Consider the following 16,639-nt stretch of genomic DNA (forward strand, 5'->3'; position numbering starts at 1 on the left):
ACATCGGTTAAACCACATTCCACATATGAAGAAAACGGATGTAGCAGTAATAGGGATGTCATGCATTTTTCCGGGAGCGGGCGATGTAGAAACCTTCTGGCAAAATATAATTAACCGGGTCGACTCAACTCAAATAGTGCCACCGGATCGTATTGATCCGGTGCATTTTAGTAAAGAGGGGTCGGCAGTAGATCGTTTTTACTGTAACCGCGGCGGCTTTATTCCTGATTATGAATTTGACCCTCGTCGCTTCGGCATTCTGCCGGTAGCTGTTGAAGGCACCGAGCCAGATCATCTGCTCACGCTCGATCTGGCCTACAAAGCGTTGGAAGATGCAGGTGTATTTGCCCGCAATGTTACGCTGGATAAAACGGGGATTATCATTGGTAAAGGTAATTATACCGGTCCCGGTGCAACCCGTGCCATTGAGATAGTACGTACCGGCGAGCAGATCGCTTCCTTATTAAAAGAAATATTACCCGGCTTGGGCGATGCCGAAGTAGAAAAAGTAAAACAGGAATTCCAACTACGCAAGGGGCGTTTTAGCGCCGATACCGCCATGGGGCTTATCCCCAACCTGGTAGCATCGCTGGTGGCTAACCGCTTAAATTTGGGCGGTGTGGCATTCACTCTGGATGCTGCATGTGCCAGTTCACTCATTGCTATCGATCATGGTGTACAAGAACTGAACAGCGGCCGTTGCGATATGGTGATAGCCGGTGGTGTGCACACCGGGCAAAACGCTGCTTTCTGGAGCATATTTTCGCAATTGGGAGCTCTATCCCGCCAGGAAAAAATAAAGCCTTTTGACGCTGCAGCTGATGGCCTGATCATTGGTGAAGGCTGCGGCTTTGTAGTTTTAAAACGCCTGGAAGACGCCATAAACGATAAAGACAAAATTTACGCAGTTATAAAAGGTATTGGTGTCAGCAGCGATGGCAGCGGCACCAGCGTAATGAGCCCTGCGGTAAAAGGCCAGCTTAAAGCCATTGAGCAGGCCTGGGAAAACGCAGGTGTACCTACAGATAAGATTGGGTACCTGGAAGCGCACGGTACAGGTACCCCACTTGGCGACAAGACCGAGCTGCAAACCCTGGCCCAGTTTTTTGGCTACCATCCCGAACTGCCTGATGCAGGAATCGGTTCGGTAAAATCAAATATCGGTCATGCCATGCCTGCCGCGGGTATTGCTGGTTTTATCAAAACCTGCCTGGCTTTGTATCATGATACTTTGCCGCCAACCCTGCATTGCGAAACGCCTTTGACTCAAATGGAAAAAACCCGGTTTTCACCGGTACAGGCATCCCGTAGTTGGTCGGCATCTGGTTTACCCAAGTTTGCCGGTGTAAATGCCTTTGGTTTTGGCGGCATTAATGCTCACGTGGTATTGGAAGGCTTTAATGCGCCTAAAAAGGACGAGGTATTATTATTGGCCCGTGAAACGCACGAGGCACTGATCACCGCGTTGGAAACAGGAGACTTCAGCGAAGGCCAAGGCAACTTCCGCATAGCCTTATTTGACCCAACACCCGAAAGAATAAAAAAAGCAACCAAAATAGCCGCCAAAAACAATCCATGGCGCAATAAACAGGATATCTGGTATACCAACGCTCCGTTGCTTAACGATGGTGGCAAGGTAGCCTTCGTTTTCCCCGGACTTGATGGTCTGGCAGGTGGTGAGGTAACTACCGTATCCAATTATTTCAACATCACCCACGATACCGGTTCAGAAACTGATGGTTTACTGAGTGAAGCCTTAGGCATACTCAATAAAAGCAGCATCCTGGATACCGCCCTGAAACAATTGGGTGTAAAACCGGATATGAATGCCGGGCACAGCCTGGGCGAGTGGCTGGCGGCACGTTCATCCGAACTGGCTGAGGAAAGTTCGGTACTGGAACTGCTGGATGTACTAAATCCCGAAACATTTGAATTAAAAGATTCGCGCTTTATAGCGGTGGGCTGCGGTATTGATCAGTTGGAGCCTATAATGGCCGGGATTAAGGATGTATACCTATCGAACGATAACTGCCCGCAACAGGTAATCCTTTGCGGCAGCAAACCCGCGTTGGATGAGTTGGTGCCGATATTAAAAGCCAAACAGATCTTTCACCAGATACTGCCATTTCAATCGGGCTTCCACTCCCCTTTTGTGGCCGATAAGCTGGACCTGATATTGGATGGGATGCGCAACATGCAGTTCCGCAAAACAACTACGCCGCTGTGGTCGGCTACTACATTGGAGCTTTATCCGGAGGGTTTTGAGGCCATCAGGCAACTGAGCGCCGAGCACTTGATCAAACCGGTACGTTTCCGTGAGCTTACCGAGAAACTATACAGCGAAGGCGCCCGTGTTTTTATACAAGTTGGCTCGGGTGGTTTGATAGGTTTTATTGACGATACTTTAAAAGGCCAAAGCTTTAGTACTATAGCGTCAAACGTACCCACGCGCCCTGGCTTAAACCAATTGCAACGGGTATTGGCAGCCTTGTTTGTGGAAGGTAAAGAGGTTGCGCTTGACTTTATGGGTCGCCAAAAAACCTCTTCACCCGCTGCTACAAAAGGTATCAAACTGGAACTGGGTTCGCCCATTGTACATAACCTGACCGGGTTGAAAAATCTTGCCCCGGTTAAACAGCAGGTACCGGTAAATCACGAAGCTATGCTGGTTGACGTTGCTGATCCGATTATGCGAGCCTTCAGCGAAAACGTGGCCGAAATGGTGAGCATACAGAACGAGATGCTACAGCTTTTCCAGAACAGGCCTGCACAACCGGTGGTACGAGCTACGACAACATCAATACCTGTTCAGGCACCACCACCTGTGGCTCCACCGCAAATAACTACTGATGCTCCGGTAAAAAGGGTTCCTTTTTCTAAACAACTGGATGTTAGTCTGGATAACTGCCCTTATTTGATTGATCACTCCCTGCTGCGTCAGCCAAAAGGCTGGCATTGTGTAGAAGATATGGATCCGGTGATACCGATGACCATGATATTTGAAATGTTTGGCGAAATAGCTGCCGAACAATCACCCGGCGAACAGGTGCAAAAGATCATGAACATTAAGGTGTTCCAATGGATGAACGTAGTGAAACCTTTCCGCGAAACCGTTACCGGTGAATGGAAAGATCAGCAACGCGTTTACCTCGATCTGGATAAATTTGCCAACGCCGAAGTACAACTGGCCCGCGAGCTTAGCCCTGCACCAGACCGGCGTTTTGATGTAGGCGAACTGCTGGATATTCAGCGCACTGCCGAGCAGATCTATGACGCGCATATGTTCCATGGCCCGCGTTACCAGGGTATTCGTTCCCTAACGGCTGTAGGCAAAAAAGGTATCACCGGTATTATTGAAGGCGATGCCGGTAAAGGCTCCCTGCTGGATAACGCCGGACAACTGTTCGGTTTATGGCTGCAATTAACGCTCACCAAAGACCGTATCGCATTCCCGGTAAAAATTCAGGAGATCGAGTTTTTTGAACCAATGGAAGACCAGAAAGGTCAGTTTGAGTGTACCTGCGTACTCACCGAACTGAATGATGAATTTGCCACTGCCGATTTTGTGATGAAGCGTAACGGCAAGATCTGGGCCATCATCACCGGCTGGCAAAACCGACGGTTGGAAATTGACGAACCACTGTGGAACGTATCCATGTCGCCATTGCACAACCGTTTATCAGAAGAGATAGCGCCGGGTATATTTATGTTCCATCAGGCTTACTCACGCGTGGTATCCTGGGATTTTATCCTGAAACGTTATCTCAACCAGGACGAGAAAAAACACCACAACACGCTGATGCCAAACAAGCGCAAGATCTGGATGATCAGTCGCGTGGCGGTAAAAGATGCTGTGAGGAACCTGCTCAACAAACAAAAACAACAGGCCTGCTACCCTATCACCTTCGAAATAAAGGCTGATGAGCTGGGTAAGCCCTATCCAAGTGGTGGCCTTGCCGATGGTATCCACATATCCATTGCCCATAAAGGAACAGATGCCGTAGGTATTGCCCAATATGATAAACCGGTGGGTATCGACATGGAAACCATCGAAAATCGCGGCACAGGCTTTTTTGACATGGTATTTACCGAAACTGAAACAGCCCTGTTAAAAGACAAGGATGCAGCCGAATGGGCAACCCGTTTCTGGGTGGCCAAGGAAGCTTATGGCAAATACCTGGGCAAAGGCCTGCAAGGTAACCCCAAAGCATACGTAGTTGAGGAGATTAAAGGCGACGAACTGCGCATTAAAGACATTTACATCAAAACATTAAAACATAAAAACTACATAATCGGATGGACACAGTAGCATCAACAGGAAAACTAAACAAAGAAGAAATATTTGATCTGATGAAGCAATTCATCACCGAAGTTATAGGTGAGGAATTTGTGGAGGAAATGGATATCACTACCGAAAGTTCATTCACCAAAGACCTTGAAATGGACAGCATCGAGATCGTGTCTTTTTCCGAAAAAATTAAAGCCCATTTTGGTGACCAGATCGATTTTACCGGCTGGTTGTCATCCATGGATCTTGATCAGCTCATCAATCTGAACTTAGGTATGATCATCAATTACATTTACGAATGCCAGTAATCAAAGTAAATAACAGGGATGTGCATATCCAGGAGCTTAACAAAGGCGCGGCCGAAACCGTGCTGCTGGTTCATGGCATGTTTAGTAACCTCTCTGTTTATTATTTTAATATCGCCCCCATTCTGGCCGAGCATTTCCACGTGGTGATGTACGATCTGAAAAGCCATGGCATGAGCGAACGCACCCTTCACGGTTACGACCTCAACAGCATGACCGATGACCTGAACGGTCTGATGGAAGCGCTGAACTTGAACACGGTGCATCTGGCCGGTTACAGCTTTGGCGGGTTGATCGCTCTGAAAATGGCGCTGCGTTTCCCGGATAAGGTAAAGAAGCTCGTAGTTATTGAAGCACCTGATCCAAAGGACGAGAAAGCACGTGGTATTATTGACGATTACAGTCGTGAGTTTTTGGAGCATTACGTAGAGAACTTTACCGATACCACCAAGGTAAAAATGGGTAAACGGCAGATGGAACGTAACCACCGCATGTATGAATACCTGTTTTACCAAACCAGTATCAAAAGTGATATGATAGCCGAAAAGGATTTTCTGGATGAGCCGGAGATATCACTTTTGAACAAAGATACGCTATTGCTTTACGGAGCAGATTCCAACTGCCTGGAAACCGGCAAAGAGCTCAATGAAAAGATAAAAACATCAGAACTAACCCCGGTTCCTGGTGACCATAACATACCGATACAAGAACCTGTATTGATCGCTAATATGATCAATACATTTTTCAGGAACTAAACTTTACCCGCGAAAAACTTATACCTATGGCAAAGTTTGTATTTATAGTACCTCCTTTAACCGGGCATATCAACCCTACTTTAAGCATGGGCGCTGTTTTACTGGAACGCGGCCACCGCGTAGGCTGGATAACGCTCGACGAATCACTGGCTGCCAGGCTTCCGGAAGGCGGCGAACTGCTGCACATCAGCTACGACGAAAACGACGAACAGAAACGGGAAAGCGAGCAATACCTGGACATCATCACCAAAAAAATAGTATACGGGATTGATAGTCTTAAATTCCTGTACGAGGAAGTGTTGATCCCCCTTAACCGTCATAGCTATGATGGCATTATCCATTTGCTCGACCAATTTGAACCAGACCTGGTGATCACCGACCATCAGATGTTCGCGGGTGCTATTGCAGCTACCAATAAGGGGCTGCCCTATGCTACATCGGTAACTGCACCTGCTGCTATCAAAGTAATGGAGGAACTGCCTAAAGTACATGAATGGGAAATGAACCAGGTAATAGGTTTACAGCAGGAGTTTGGGGTTGACGTTCCTACTCCTATTGTTTGTTCTGACCTGCTAACCATGGTGCTTACTTCGCAGGCCTTTTTTGGCGATATGGAATTAACGCCAAACTTCCGTTTTACCGGCCCGGTGATCAATCGCCCGGCTACCAAAACGGCATTTGATTGGGATAAACTAAAAGAGAGCAACAATCCTAAAATACTGATAAGCATAGGTACAACTTTTGACCACGAGCATAAAAAGAGCTTCTTTACCAAAGTGATAGAAGCTTTTGGTAACGAGGATATTACCGCAGTTGTGGTTTCTGACCCCGACCTGTTTGAGCAATGGCCCGCCAACTTTATTGTACAGCGCCACGTACCCCAGCTCGATCTGCTGCCTCATTTGGATGCCGTAGTTTGTCATGGTGGTCACAACACTGTTTGCGAAACGCTGTCAAATGGTTTACCTATGGTGGTAATCCCTATTGCCTATGATCAATCACATGTGGCTGGTCGTGTGGTGCGCACGGGTGCCGGTGAGCGCTTAAACTTTAACCGTTTTAAGGCCCATCATTTGAAAGAAGCCGTTAACACCGTATTGAATAACCCTGCTTATAAAGAATCAGCAGAAGTGATCAAACAATCATTCCTGGAGGCTGGCGGCACAGCAACCGCGGCCGACCTGCTGGAGCAGGTCGCGTCAAAACAATCTTTGGAAGTATTAAAAAACTAACAATATCATCATCAATCTACCATGGCAAAGTTTTTATTTGTTGTTCCACCATTTTTCGGGCATATCAGTCCAACATTAAGTATTGGTGCAAGTCTTATTGCCCGCGGTCATGAAGTAAAGTGGCTGGGTATTACACCACTGGCCGATAAACATATCCCTGCTGGCGGCGAATTCATATACCCCGCGGCCGAATTAGAAGAGCACCTGGATGAAATAAACCGGATCCTGAAACGCCAGGATGATGGCCCTGCCTGTTCAGGTCCGGAGGTGATGAAACTGGCTTTGGAAGAAACTTACGTGCCCTTTGCCCGTATCATGATGCCCGGACTAAGCAATTTTGTAGATGCCTGGAAACCCGATGTGATCATTAACGATTGTATCACCTTTGCAGGCGCCCTGTGCGCCCACATCAAAGGCATCCCATCGGTAACCACTACACCTGTACCACCAGATGTGATGGGCGATACCGCCAACAGCGCACCTAAAATTTTTGAATGGCAGCAAAACCTGGTAAAAGGCTTGCAGCAGGAGTTTGGTGTTTATGGCGATGAGATCGTTATCCACTCCCACAAGCTCAACATGGTATTTACTTCGCAGGCCTTTGCTGGTTTTGATGAAGTATCACCGCACATGAAATTTGTTGGCCCTGTAAAAGGCAGGCCCAACAATGCCGCTTTTGATTGGGAAAGGCTGGCAAAAGCTACCACACCAAAGGTATTTGTATCATTAGGTACGTTACTGGTTGACATCCGCAAGGAATTTTTCCAGAAACTGATAACCGCTTTTGCAGATCAGCCGGTAACTATAGTAGCCGCCACCAATCCTGATATTTTTGAGGTATGGCCCGATAATTTTATCGTAAACGGCTTTGTACCTCAAACCGAACTGATGCCGCATATGGACGCCGTGATCTGCCATGGTGGTTTCAACACGGTAAATGATACGTTTATCAATGGATTACCTATGCTGATCACCCCTATCGCTTATGATCATTTCCACACTGCAAAACTGATCGAGAACTCAGGTGCCGGTGTGAGTATACGGTATAAGCGCTTGCGTATTGCTGATCTGCGCGATACCGTTTTTGAGCTATTACAAAACCCGAAATACCGGGAGGCTGCCATAAAGGTAAATGAAACCTTTGTAGCCGCCGGTGGTAATGATAAGGCTGTACAGCTATTGGAAGATTTTGCCGCGGCAGAATCTGTCCTGGCGCCTTTGAACTAACCACCAACCTAAACCTTTTATCACAATTTGTTGCCTATGAGAAGAAAATTACTTTTGATTGAACGCGTTATGCATGGAGATGGGAACTACGTATTTAACGCGCTTTTACCGGTACGAGTACGCGGTAATTTTTCAGAAACAGACATCCGGCTTGCGCTGGCAAGTCTGCAAAAAACACACGCCATGCTGAATGCGGTGGTGAAAAATGATAAGAATGGAGAGCCCTGGTTTGTAGTTGATGACGAACACCCGGTTAATATCCCACTACGTATTATGGAACGTATAGACAGTGATGATTGGCAAACAGAATCGGTAAAAGAGTGGTCGGTACCTTTTAACAGCTACCAGGAACCGCTGATGCGCCTGGTATGGATCAAAGGCGAACCGGTTTCAGAATTTTTGCTGGTGATGCATCATTGTCTTTTTGATGGCCGTTCGGCATTGGTTATGCTCGAAGAGTTTTTACAATTCCTGGATGATCCTGATGCCCGCATAGCTGTCGAAGTCCCCATCGCCGATATTGGAGATATTGTTCCGCCGGCGATGCTGAATAATAAGATCCACCAGTTTATGGCCAAATTGCTGTTTGGTATGGCTTCCATAGCCTTATCACTCATACCAGCTAAGGATAAACCGGTAGAGAAAAAAAGAGATTTCCTGATCCATTGGCGGCTTGATAAAGAGCTTAGCTCGGCCCTGTTGGCCTGCTGCAAAGCCGAAAACATCAAGGTAAACACTATCATGTGCGCTATTCTCTTAGATTCCTTTAAACAGGTTCTGCCCAAAAAAGCGCTTAACAAGATCATGTGCCCGGTTGATATCCGCAATTTTAACCCGCAGATAAAAAAGAACAACCTCTTTGCCTTTCCTTTAATGATACTGGTAACAGCTTTTCCGGGTCTTGATTTTTTCAGCAACGCACGGGCTATGCAAAAAGATATCGAGCACAAAATGACCAAGCTTGATCCGTATAAGCTCATTATGCTGTTAGAGGCAGCCCACGGATCTTTACGTAAAATAGTCAAGTTTTTACGTAATCAGAAAGCCAATAAAGATTGCATGTTTTCTAACCTGGGTAAGCTGGACATTCAGCAGCATTATAAACAATTTGAGGTGGAAACCATATTTAGCCCATCGGTTATGGTCCCTGAAGGGCACGCTACAGCGTTTACCACAACCACTTATAGCGGAGAGATGGATTTTTCGTTCATCAGTAATGAAGGAAGCCTCACTTACCAGGACGCGATAGCTATTAAAGATAAAATGATGGAAACAATTTCGACATTAACCGGAACAACGGAAGAACTTAGTGTGGCATGAGAAGAAAACTACTATTTGGCGAAAGAATGTTACATGGCGACGGTACGCTGCCTTTCAATGGTGTTATACCATTCAGGCTGCGCGGCGTTTTTGCAGAGGCCGACATACATTTCGCTTTAGGAAAAGTACAGGAAAAACATCCCTGGCTGAATGCCTTTGTGCAAAATGATAGTAAGCAGCGCCCCTGGTTTATTATTGATGAAACCAAACCAGTTAAGATTCCGGTAAGAATTGAGAACCGCTTAAGTGATAACGATTGGCAGGCAGAATCAATGAGGGAATTGCTTACGCCATTTGATACTGCCAAAGGTCCGCTTTTACGTGTAGTATGGATAAAGGATGAAACCGTATCTGACATGATCATTACCATTCACCATTGTTTATGCGATGGTGGCTCGGCCATGAGCATATTAGCCGAATTGCTGCAGATTTTGGATGATCCGGCTGCAGATATCGGCAAAGAAGACCCGATAAAAGGTGTAGAAGATATTATTCCATCGGCTATTTTAAATAACAAAACCAAACAATTAAAGGCTAAATTCATTGGTGGCCTTGCCGCTGTAGCGCTGAAGCTGATACCAGTGAAAAAAAACGGCATCGACAGGAAAAGGGATTATCTCATACATTGGAAATTTGATGAAGCGATCAGCAAAGAGCTGATAGTTTATTGTAAATCGGCAGGCATTACGGTAAATACCATGTTATGTGGCGTATTACTGGAAGCCTTTAAGCAGGTGCGGAAAGATCAGGCGCATAACAAGGTATCATGCCCGGTTGATATCCGCAGATTCGCTCCCGAGATCAAGAAAGACCAGATATTCGCGTTCGGTTTGATGATCGTGGTTTCGGCTCATGCTGGTTTGAGTTTTTTAGATAATATTAAGGCCATGCAGAAAGATGTTGATCAAAAGTCAGCCAAACTTGATCCTTATGCTACGATGATGATGATGGAATCGGCACACTCTGCGATGGATAATTTTACCAACCTGCTAAAAAACGGAAAATCAACTAACGATTGTATGTTTTCTAACCTTGGTAAGGTTGATATCCCGCATCAATACCGCTCGTTTGAACTGGAAACTATATTTAGTCCGGCGGTGATCGGTCCATTGGGTAACACAACCACCATGGTAACCTCTACTTACCGCGGCCAAATGGATTTTTCATTTATTGCCAGCGAGGGCTTTGTTCCTTACGAAGATGCCCTGGCTATAAAAGATAAAATGATAGCCATGATCAAAGAACAGATTAATCATATAGCGGTAGCCGTAGCATGAAAAGAAAACTAATGATGGTGGAAAGAATTATGCACGTAGATGCTTCTACGCCGCTTAATTGTGTGTTTGCCGTTAAAATAGCCGGGAGCATCAATCCCGAGAATCTGCATACCGCCCTGGCAAAGGTTCAGCAAAAACATCCGTTACTAAGGGTAGGTATAGACGAAGAACAGGAAGGCGGCCCCTATTTTGTTACCAATGAATATGTACGATCGATCCCGGTACGTATAGCTGAGCGTCTTACCGACAACGATTGGCTAAAGGAATCGGAAACAGAATGGTATAAGTTATTTGACGGCGACAATGTACCGCTGGCGCGTGTGGTATGGATAAGATCGGCCGCTGTATCAGAGCTTTTACTGGTGATGCCCCATTGTGTTTGCGACGGAGGCACTTGCGTAGCTCTGCTTAGCGAGATATTAAACCTGCTGGATAACCCGGCACAGGAATTGGATACCTATACACCATTCAATTCGGTACAGGAATTAATGCCCGATAACTTTGATATAACTAAAAACAAACGCAAAGGCAGGATCTATTCGTTTTTAGGCCGATTATTTTTTCTGCTTAAAAGTACCCGTAACAAATTTGGAACCGGCAGAAACTACGCCATACATTGGAAAGTGGATGAAGAACAAACTCTTGCCATAGCCGAAGCTACTAAAAATGCAGGTACATCAATGCATGCGGCTTTATGTGTGGCTTTTCTCAAGGCATTTCAAAAAGTAAGAGGTGCTAAGGCCCGCGGTAAGGTGATCAGCCCGGTAGATATCAGGCGTTTTATACCCGAGATAAAAGCGGATACGATGTTTGCCTTTGCGCCTATTGTGGAGTTGACTATTGATAAAAAAAATCCCAATATGGATTTTTGGGAACAGGCTCGTAAAATAAAAACTGATCTGACTGCCAAAATTGAAACCATGAACGCCTATGAAATGTTATGGATGGGCGAATACATGCATAAAACGGTAAACAGGATGATCAGGTTTTTAAAGGCAACGGATGGATCGCACGACGTTACACTATCAAACATGGGCAGGTTGTCTATTGCCGATAAATACCAGAATTTTGAAGTAGAAACGATTTATAGCCCAACGGTAGCCTTTCCATGGCGCAATCCTAATACACTGGTAACAACCACCTTTAAAAACAGGATGGATTTCTCTTTCATGTCGAATGATAATTTCCTGGAGGAGACCGAAGCATTGAAAATAAAAGATGCCGCAATGGAACTATTATTTGCCAACTTACAGCAATTAACGCATGCCTGAAAAACCAATACAAAAAACTACCTTACGACGGTTTGTACAAAAGAAACTGCTGCAATACATCATTCCTAATATTTTTTTTAATACCATTATTGCTTACGCCAGCTTTGCCAAATTAGGCTATACCTATCTGTTTGAAGGCCAACAAAGCATAGCGAGGCTTACGCTGCCCATGTCGTTGTTTTTACCCTTTATCCTTAGTCTGGACATCCTCAAAAAAACGATACTGGCCGTTGAACAAGGGGCGCTTGATTTGACTATTAGTGACGATCTGAATAAAAACAGATTTGCCATGCAAACGGCCATCATCAATGGTGTGGGTACTTTTCTACTTGTTTTAGCGGTGATGTTAATAGCGCAAGTAAGCCTACCCGCGCACTATAAATTCAACGGACCAATAATGGCCTACCTGGATGGTTCGCTGGCGGCTGCCTATTCTATCATCTTTACTTATTTCCCCATCAGGAAATTAAGAAAACATATGTCCAAACAGGTTGAGGTTCCGGTATCTGCCTAGCGGGTTCAATTTCCGGGCTGATCTTTATAAAGGCTTTGTTCCTTGTTAAAAATCTCCTGAATTTCGGTAGCTGAAAGCGGTTGGGCAAAAACTTTGATGCCATCCATATAACCATGAAATACCCGTTCTGACGGAAATTCTTCGTTGCGCCCTATCTGCCACTTATTAGACACAGATAAGTTCACTGGCACTTCCACCGTTGACGTGCCGGCCAATTTACCATCCATGTAAACAAACAGCACATTGCCATTGCAAACACCGGCTATGTGGTGCCAGTTTTGTTTCCAGTTTGCAGGCAGTTTTACTGTACAATCACCACGCCCCCAGCCACCGGCAAAAAAGGTAAGTGTTTCGTTATTATTCATTTGTAAAACATGGGTATCGCCTTTGGTAAGCATATCCGTAAGCCCAGTTTCTTTTCCTTCGGGATAAACCCAGGTCATCATGGTAATAGTTTGCCCAAGCTTATCCAGGCTCGGTGCATTAGGCACTTCTACAAAGCAACCATCGCCCAGCAATAACCTTTTTCCTTTTCCAATTTCCAGAGAGTTGGAGCGAATAATGCGCGCGTTGTTCTTAAATCCTGAATGATCTGCAATAAGCCGATCATTATCTTTTGCAACAGGTGAAAGATCAAGCAGCAGAGAACCTACATCATCACTAAATACTTTATATATAGATGATAAATTATTAATAGTCAATACTTTAATTCCTTTTACTTTATCTTCAAAATGATAATTCTGAATCTTACTTTCTCCCGGAGCAAGCTGCAGATGATCAGTATATAAAAGAGAGTCGTTCAACTTTACAGGGATAGAAAATGATTGATCCCTACCAGTCAGATTTTTAATGGTGTAACCGATCTGCTGCAAGCTGTCGCGATGTATCAAGGGCTTAGTCTCGATCCCGGATATTTCAAAAGGATGTTGTACCGGTTGTCCTGGCTCAATAATATCAACAATATTATCGCCTGCCTCATTCAAGCTCACTCTTGTTTTTCCAAACCTGTATAATCTACAGCCGATAGAATCAGTGACGGTGCTTCCCTCTGGAACAAGATAATTTTTGCTGGCGACAACCTTTCCATCAGCATATATCCTGATATTCTTAGTACCGGCCGAGCCCCTGTTTTGCACTGTAAACCGCAACCATAACTGCTCATTCGGTTCGACTCTTGTTTTTTGCAAGTTATAGCTGATAATTTTTATATCCGATGCCGTTTTAGTCTCCGATAATATGATGGGATTTTTATCGACAGGCCATTTTTGCACCTTATCGCTCATGGTAAACTGCATTGCTCCGCCACCTGCAATGGTCTCGTGAGGCAAAACCAATTGTTCATATGCCTTACCATTAACAATTAATGAGTTTACATATTTGTTGCCAGCCGATTGTTTTTTAGCCTCAATTGTCCATGTTTTATGATTTGCCAAATGCAGGGTTACCGATTGAAACAAGGGCGCGCCAATAGCATATTCCGGTTTGCCCGGACTCATGGGAAATATCCCCAATGCATTAAATATATAAGCGCTCGACATCGCTCCAAGGTCATCATTCCCCGGCAACCCTTGCGGATTATTTTGATAACGTTTCAGCATAATATCCCGGCACCAGGCTTGTGTAAGATCGGGCCTGCCAGCTGCATTAAACAGATAAGGAACATGTATAACCGTTTCATTATCAAACAATATTACATCATTCCTTAAAGCAGAATCTAAACGATTGGCAAAGGCATTATTACCGCCCATCAGGTTAACCAGGTCCTTGGCATTGTGAGGTACAAAGTATGAGTACACCCACTTGTCGCCCTCTTTGTAGCCAGACATGCCCGGGTTCACCTTAAAATCATTTCCAGCCCGGGGTAACATAAACAAATCATCAGGATGAAACAGGTTCTGATAATTAAGCCCCCTGCGTTGTAAGAGTTGATAATCTGCCTCGTTGTTCATGACCAGCTTGGCGTACCGGGATAAAGCCCAGTCGTCATAAGCGTACTCTACCGTACGCGTAACCGATTCTGAATTGGTATACGGCACATAACCTAAACGGTGATATATGCTCATATCCTTCTGCACAAAAGGCGAATCGACGATATTGCTTTTCATGGCTTTATAAGCCAGTGTTTTATCAAAGTCGGTGATGCCTTTTAAATAGGCGTCTACAATAATGGGGATCGCGTGGTTACCGGTCATGCTTTCGGTGGGTAAATGGCCGGTTTGCTTATAAATATCCAGCATGGACAAGATGACGTCCTTCTGCTTTTCGGGATACAATAAACTCAACAAAGGGTGCAGCGACCGGAAGGTATCCCATGGAGAAAACCCGCCGTATTGATACTTACCCGAAGCATGGTGAACAACACCGTCCTCACCCCTATAATTCCCATCCACATCAGAAATTACCCAGGGAATCAGTAGCGAATGGTAAAGGGCTGTATAAAATATGGTCTTATTGTTTTCGTTGCTATCTGTAATATCAACAGTAGATAATTGTTTACTCCAATCGCTGGCTGTGCGTGAAGCAAAGGCTTTAAAACTGAGTTGAGCTATTTCTTTATCGATATTGTGTTGAGCACTCGCGAAGTCCACTGTTGATGTGCTCAGCTTTAACTCAATAACTTTTGTTGAGGCTGTTGTTTTAAAGGTAAATAAGTAACCATCTTTTACTTGCCTCTTTTCACTAAAGCCTTCACTAAAATTGATCACTGTATTCGATGCTGAGCCATGTATCACCTCGCCTGAAACAACGTTTATATCCCCTGCATTCCCAATAAAAATCTGCGCTTTTGTTTTGGCAGGAAATGTAAACTGTAGTATCCCTGTACGGGTAGATGTACTTGCTTCGGTTATGATATTATTATCAGTGAATTTCACCCGGTAGTATCCCGGCTGTGCGATCTCGTCGCGATGTAAAAAGCGGCTTTTATATACGCCAGATTCAAAACTCCGCCCCTCTATAACAGGCATGATAAATAAACGCCCCGCCGAACCTTCGGGAAAACCACTACGGTGGCCTAAACAGCTGAAATAATAAATGGATGAATCGGCATAGTTATACCCTCTTGCTCCGCTAACCCGTGTTTCCGGACTGATCTGTATAAATCCTGATGGCGCAACTGCACCGGGATAAGTACCGCCATCACCTCCCCAATGGGTAAGTACACCACTTTTGGTAGTGCCGATGAAAGGGTTTACATATGATAAATTAGACTTGTTTTGTGCTTTTGTATTGGAAATTAAAACAAGCGATAGCAACAGCAGTCCAGCGATCTTTTTTGCTACGAGGGGCATTTTAAACATACGTAAACTTATATTTTGATATAGATCTTTCTTTTATCCATCACATAGCCTACCAGCCAGCAAAGCATCATATAACATAGGGCAAAAACCAGCGTACCAAATGCACCCGGAAAAAGCGGCTGATAAAATACCTGGTTCACCCAATCATAAAAGCTGAGGTTTGGCTTCACCCAAACAGTTGAAATAACGGTAAATAGCAATTCCGACAACAGGTATATCGCCAGCGAATTCCGGCCAAAAACCAGGAAAAAGTTGGTACCCCGCTTGATATTCTTTAGTTCGATGGCGTAGATCAATACACCAATAATCACCAGGTCGATACCGGTGGTAAGCAAGGTAAATGTGCTTGTCCATAACTTTTTAGCCAGCGGAAAAAACTGAGCCCAGAACAAGGCTATCCCAATGAGGCAAACCCCGGCTATTATTAGCTTTGCTACCGATTCATAGTTACGTCCCTTGCGTTGTACGTATGCCCCTGCCAGGTAACCTGCTATTACATTTACAATGGCAGGTAAAGTGCTCAGCAACCCTTCCGGGTCAAAAGCTATGGGGCCGCCTTTATCATGGTATAAATGCGCGTTGCCCATAATTAATATATCCAAACGTGTGCCCGCATTGCCTAACATGGTCAGCTCTTTTCCGGGTTCGCCGAGCAGCAGCAAAAACACCCAGTATCCCAATAAAAGTAAAACAGAGATAATAGCAGCCGTACGCTTTGAACAATAGTGCACGATAAGCGAGCCAAAAAAGTAGCAAAGCGCGATACGCTGTAACACCCCCATAATACGGGTATTGCCCAGCGGATTAAATGCCCAGCCACCGGCTTCGCGGTGAAAAAAGGGAAACCAGTACATCAGGTAACCCAACAAGAATATGATGAGCGTACGTTTGCCTATTTTACGCAGAAAAGCGCTGTTACTTTCAAACTTATTTTTAGAAAAACTTAAGGCGTTGCCCACTGCGAACAAAAAAGACGGAAAAACAAGGTCTGTTGGTGTAAAACCAAACCATGCTGCATGATCCAGCGGCGCCCATTGAACCGCGCCAGAACCGGGAGCATTTACAATGATCATGAAGCATATGGTCATGCCCCTGAAAATATCGAGCGTTATAAACCTGTCTTTTGCTAAAGCCATATCTTTTTAATTTTA

At 44.9% G+C, this 16,639-nt stretch carries 11 protein-coding genes; 9 read left to right on the forward strand and 2 right to left on the reverse strand.

Translation table 11 applies throughout. The features are described from left to right. Positions 1 to 25 precede the first annotated feature (25 nt). Genes ACTJKG_RS05765 through ACTJKG_RS05805 form a run of 9 tightly spaced genes read left to right on the forward strand, consistent with a single transcriptional unit; the run spans position 26 to position 12,189 of the window. Positions 26 to 4,309 (forward strand): beta-ketoacyl synthase N-terminal-like domain-containing protein, encoded by a 4,284-nt coding sequence (locus ACTJKG_RS05765; protein ID WP_440738596.1) that lies wholly within the window; start codon positions 26 to 28, stop codon positions 4,307 to 4,309. Further along, positions 4,297 to 4,596: an acyl carrier protein gene (locus ACTJKG_RS05770; RefSeq protein WP_166086025.1), complete on the forward strand. Its 300-nt coding sequence runs from the start codon at positions 4,297 to 4,299 to the stop codon at positions 4,594 to 4,596. Before ACTJKG_RS05765 ends, ACTJKG_RS05770 begins: the two co-directional genes overlap by 13 nt. After that, entirely contained in the window at positions 4,587 to 5,348 is a 762-nt protein-coding gene (locus tag ACTJKG_RS05775) for an alpha/beta fold hydrolase (RefSeq protein ID WP_440738597.1), read from the forward strand. The genes ACTJKG_RS05770 and ACTJKG_RS05775 overlap by 10 nt, the downstream gene beginning before the upstream one ends. A 26-nt stretch (positions 5,349 to 5,374) precedes the next feature. After that, positions 5,375 to 6,580 (forward strand): glycosyltransferase, encoded by a 1,206-nt coding sequence (locus tag ACTJKG_RS05780; protein WP_440738598.1) that lies wholly within the window; start codon positions 5,375 to 5,377, stop codon positions 6,578 to 6,580. A gap of 21 nt (positions 6,581 to 6,601) precedes the next feature. Next, entirely contained in the window at positions 6,602 to 7,807 is a 1,206-nt protein-coding gene (locus tag ACTJKG_RS05785) for a glycosyltransferase (protein WP_216650443.1), read from the forward strand. A 36-nt stretch (positions 7,808 to 7,843) separates the two neighbouring features. Beyond that, positions 7,844 to 9,127 carry a condensation domain-containing protein gene (locus tag ACTJKG_RS05790; RefSeq protein ID WP_440738599.1) on the forward strand — a complete coding sequence of 428 codons (1,284 nt, stop codon included), beginning with the start codon at positions 7,844 to 7,846 and terminating at the stop codon, positions 9,125 to 9,127. Further along, the gene (locus ACTJKG_RS05795; RefSeq protein WP_440738600.1) at positions 9,124 to 10,404 is read left to right on the forward strand and encodes a condensation domain-containing protein; all 1,281 of its coding nucleotides are present in this window, start codon (positions 9,124 to 9,126) and stop codon (positions 10,402 to 10,404) included. The genes ACTJKG_RS05790 and ACTJKG_RS05795 overlap by 4 nt, the downstream gene beginning before the upstream one ends. After that, a complete protein-coding gene (locus tag ACTJKG_RS05800; protein ID WP_440738601.1) occupies positions 10,401 to 11,675 on the forward strand; it encodes a phthiocerol/phthiodiolone dimycocerosyl transferase family protein in 1,275 nt (424 codons plus the stop codon). The genes ACTJKG_RS05795 and ACTJKG_RS05800 overlap by 4 nt, the downstream gene beginning before the upstream one ends. Further along, entirely contained in the window at positions 11,668 to 12,189 is a 522-nt protein-coding gene (locus ACTJKG_RS05805; RefSeq protein ID WP_440738602.1) for a hypothetical protein, read from the forward strand. The genes ACTJKG_RS05800 and ACTJKG_RS05805 overlap by 8 nt, the downstream gene beginning before the upstream one ends. A 5-nt stretch (positions 12,190 to 12,194) precedes the next feature. On the opposite strand, the gene ACTJKG_RS05810 is transcribed toward ACTJKG_RS05805, so the two are convergent. Both ACTJKG_RS05810 and ACTJKG_RS05815 read right to left on the reverse strand, forming a co-directional pair. Beyond that, positions 12,195 to 15,479, reverse strand: coding sequence for a GH92 family glycosyl hydrolase (locus ACTJKG_RS05810; RefSeq protein ID WP_440738603.1), 3,285 nt, complete (start codon positions 15,477 to 15,479; stop codon positions 12,195 to 12,197). A 17-nt stretch (positions 15,480 to 15,496) separates the two neighbouring features. Further along, entirely contained in the window at positions 15,497 to 16,624 is a 1,128-nt protein-coding gene (locus ACTJKG_RS05815) for an acyltransferase family protein (protein ID WP_440738604.1), read from the reverse strand. Positions 16,625 to 16,639: the final 15 nt, after the last annotated feature.

This window comes from Mucilaginibacter sp. 22184 (genome assembly GCF_052045695.1).
GTDB lineage: Bacteria > Bacteroidota > Bacteroidia > Sphingobacteriales > Sphingobacteriaceae > Mucilaginibacter.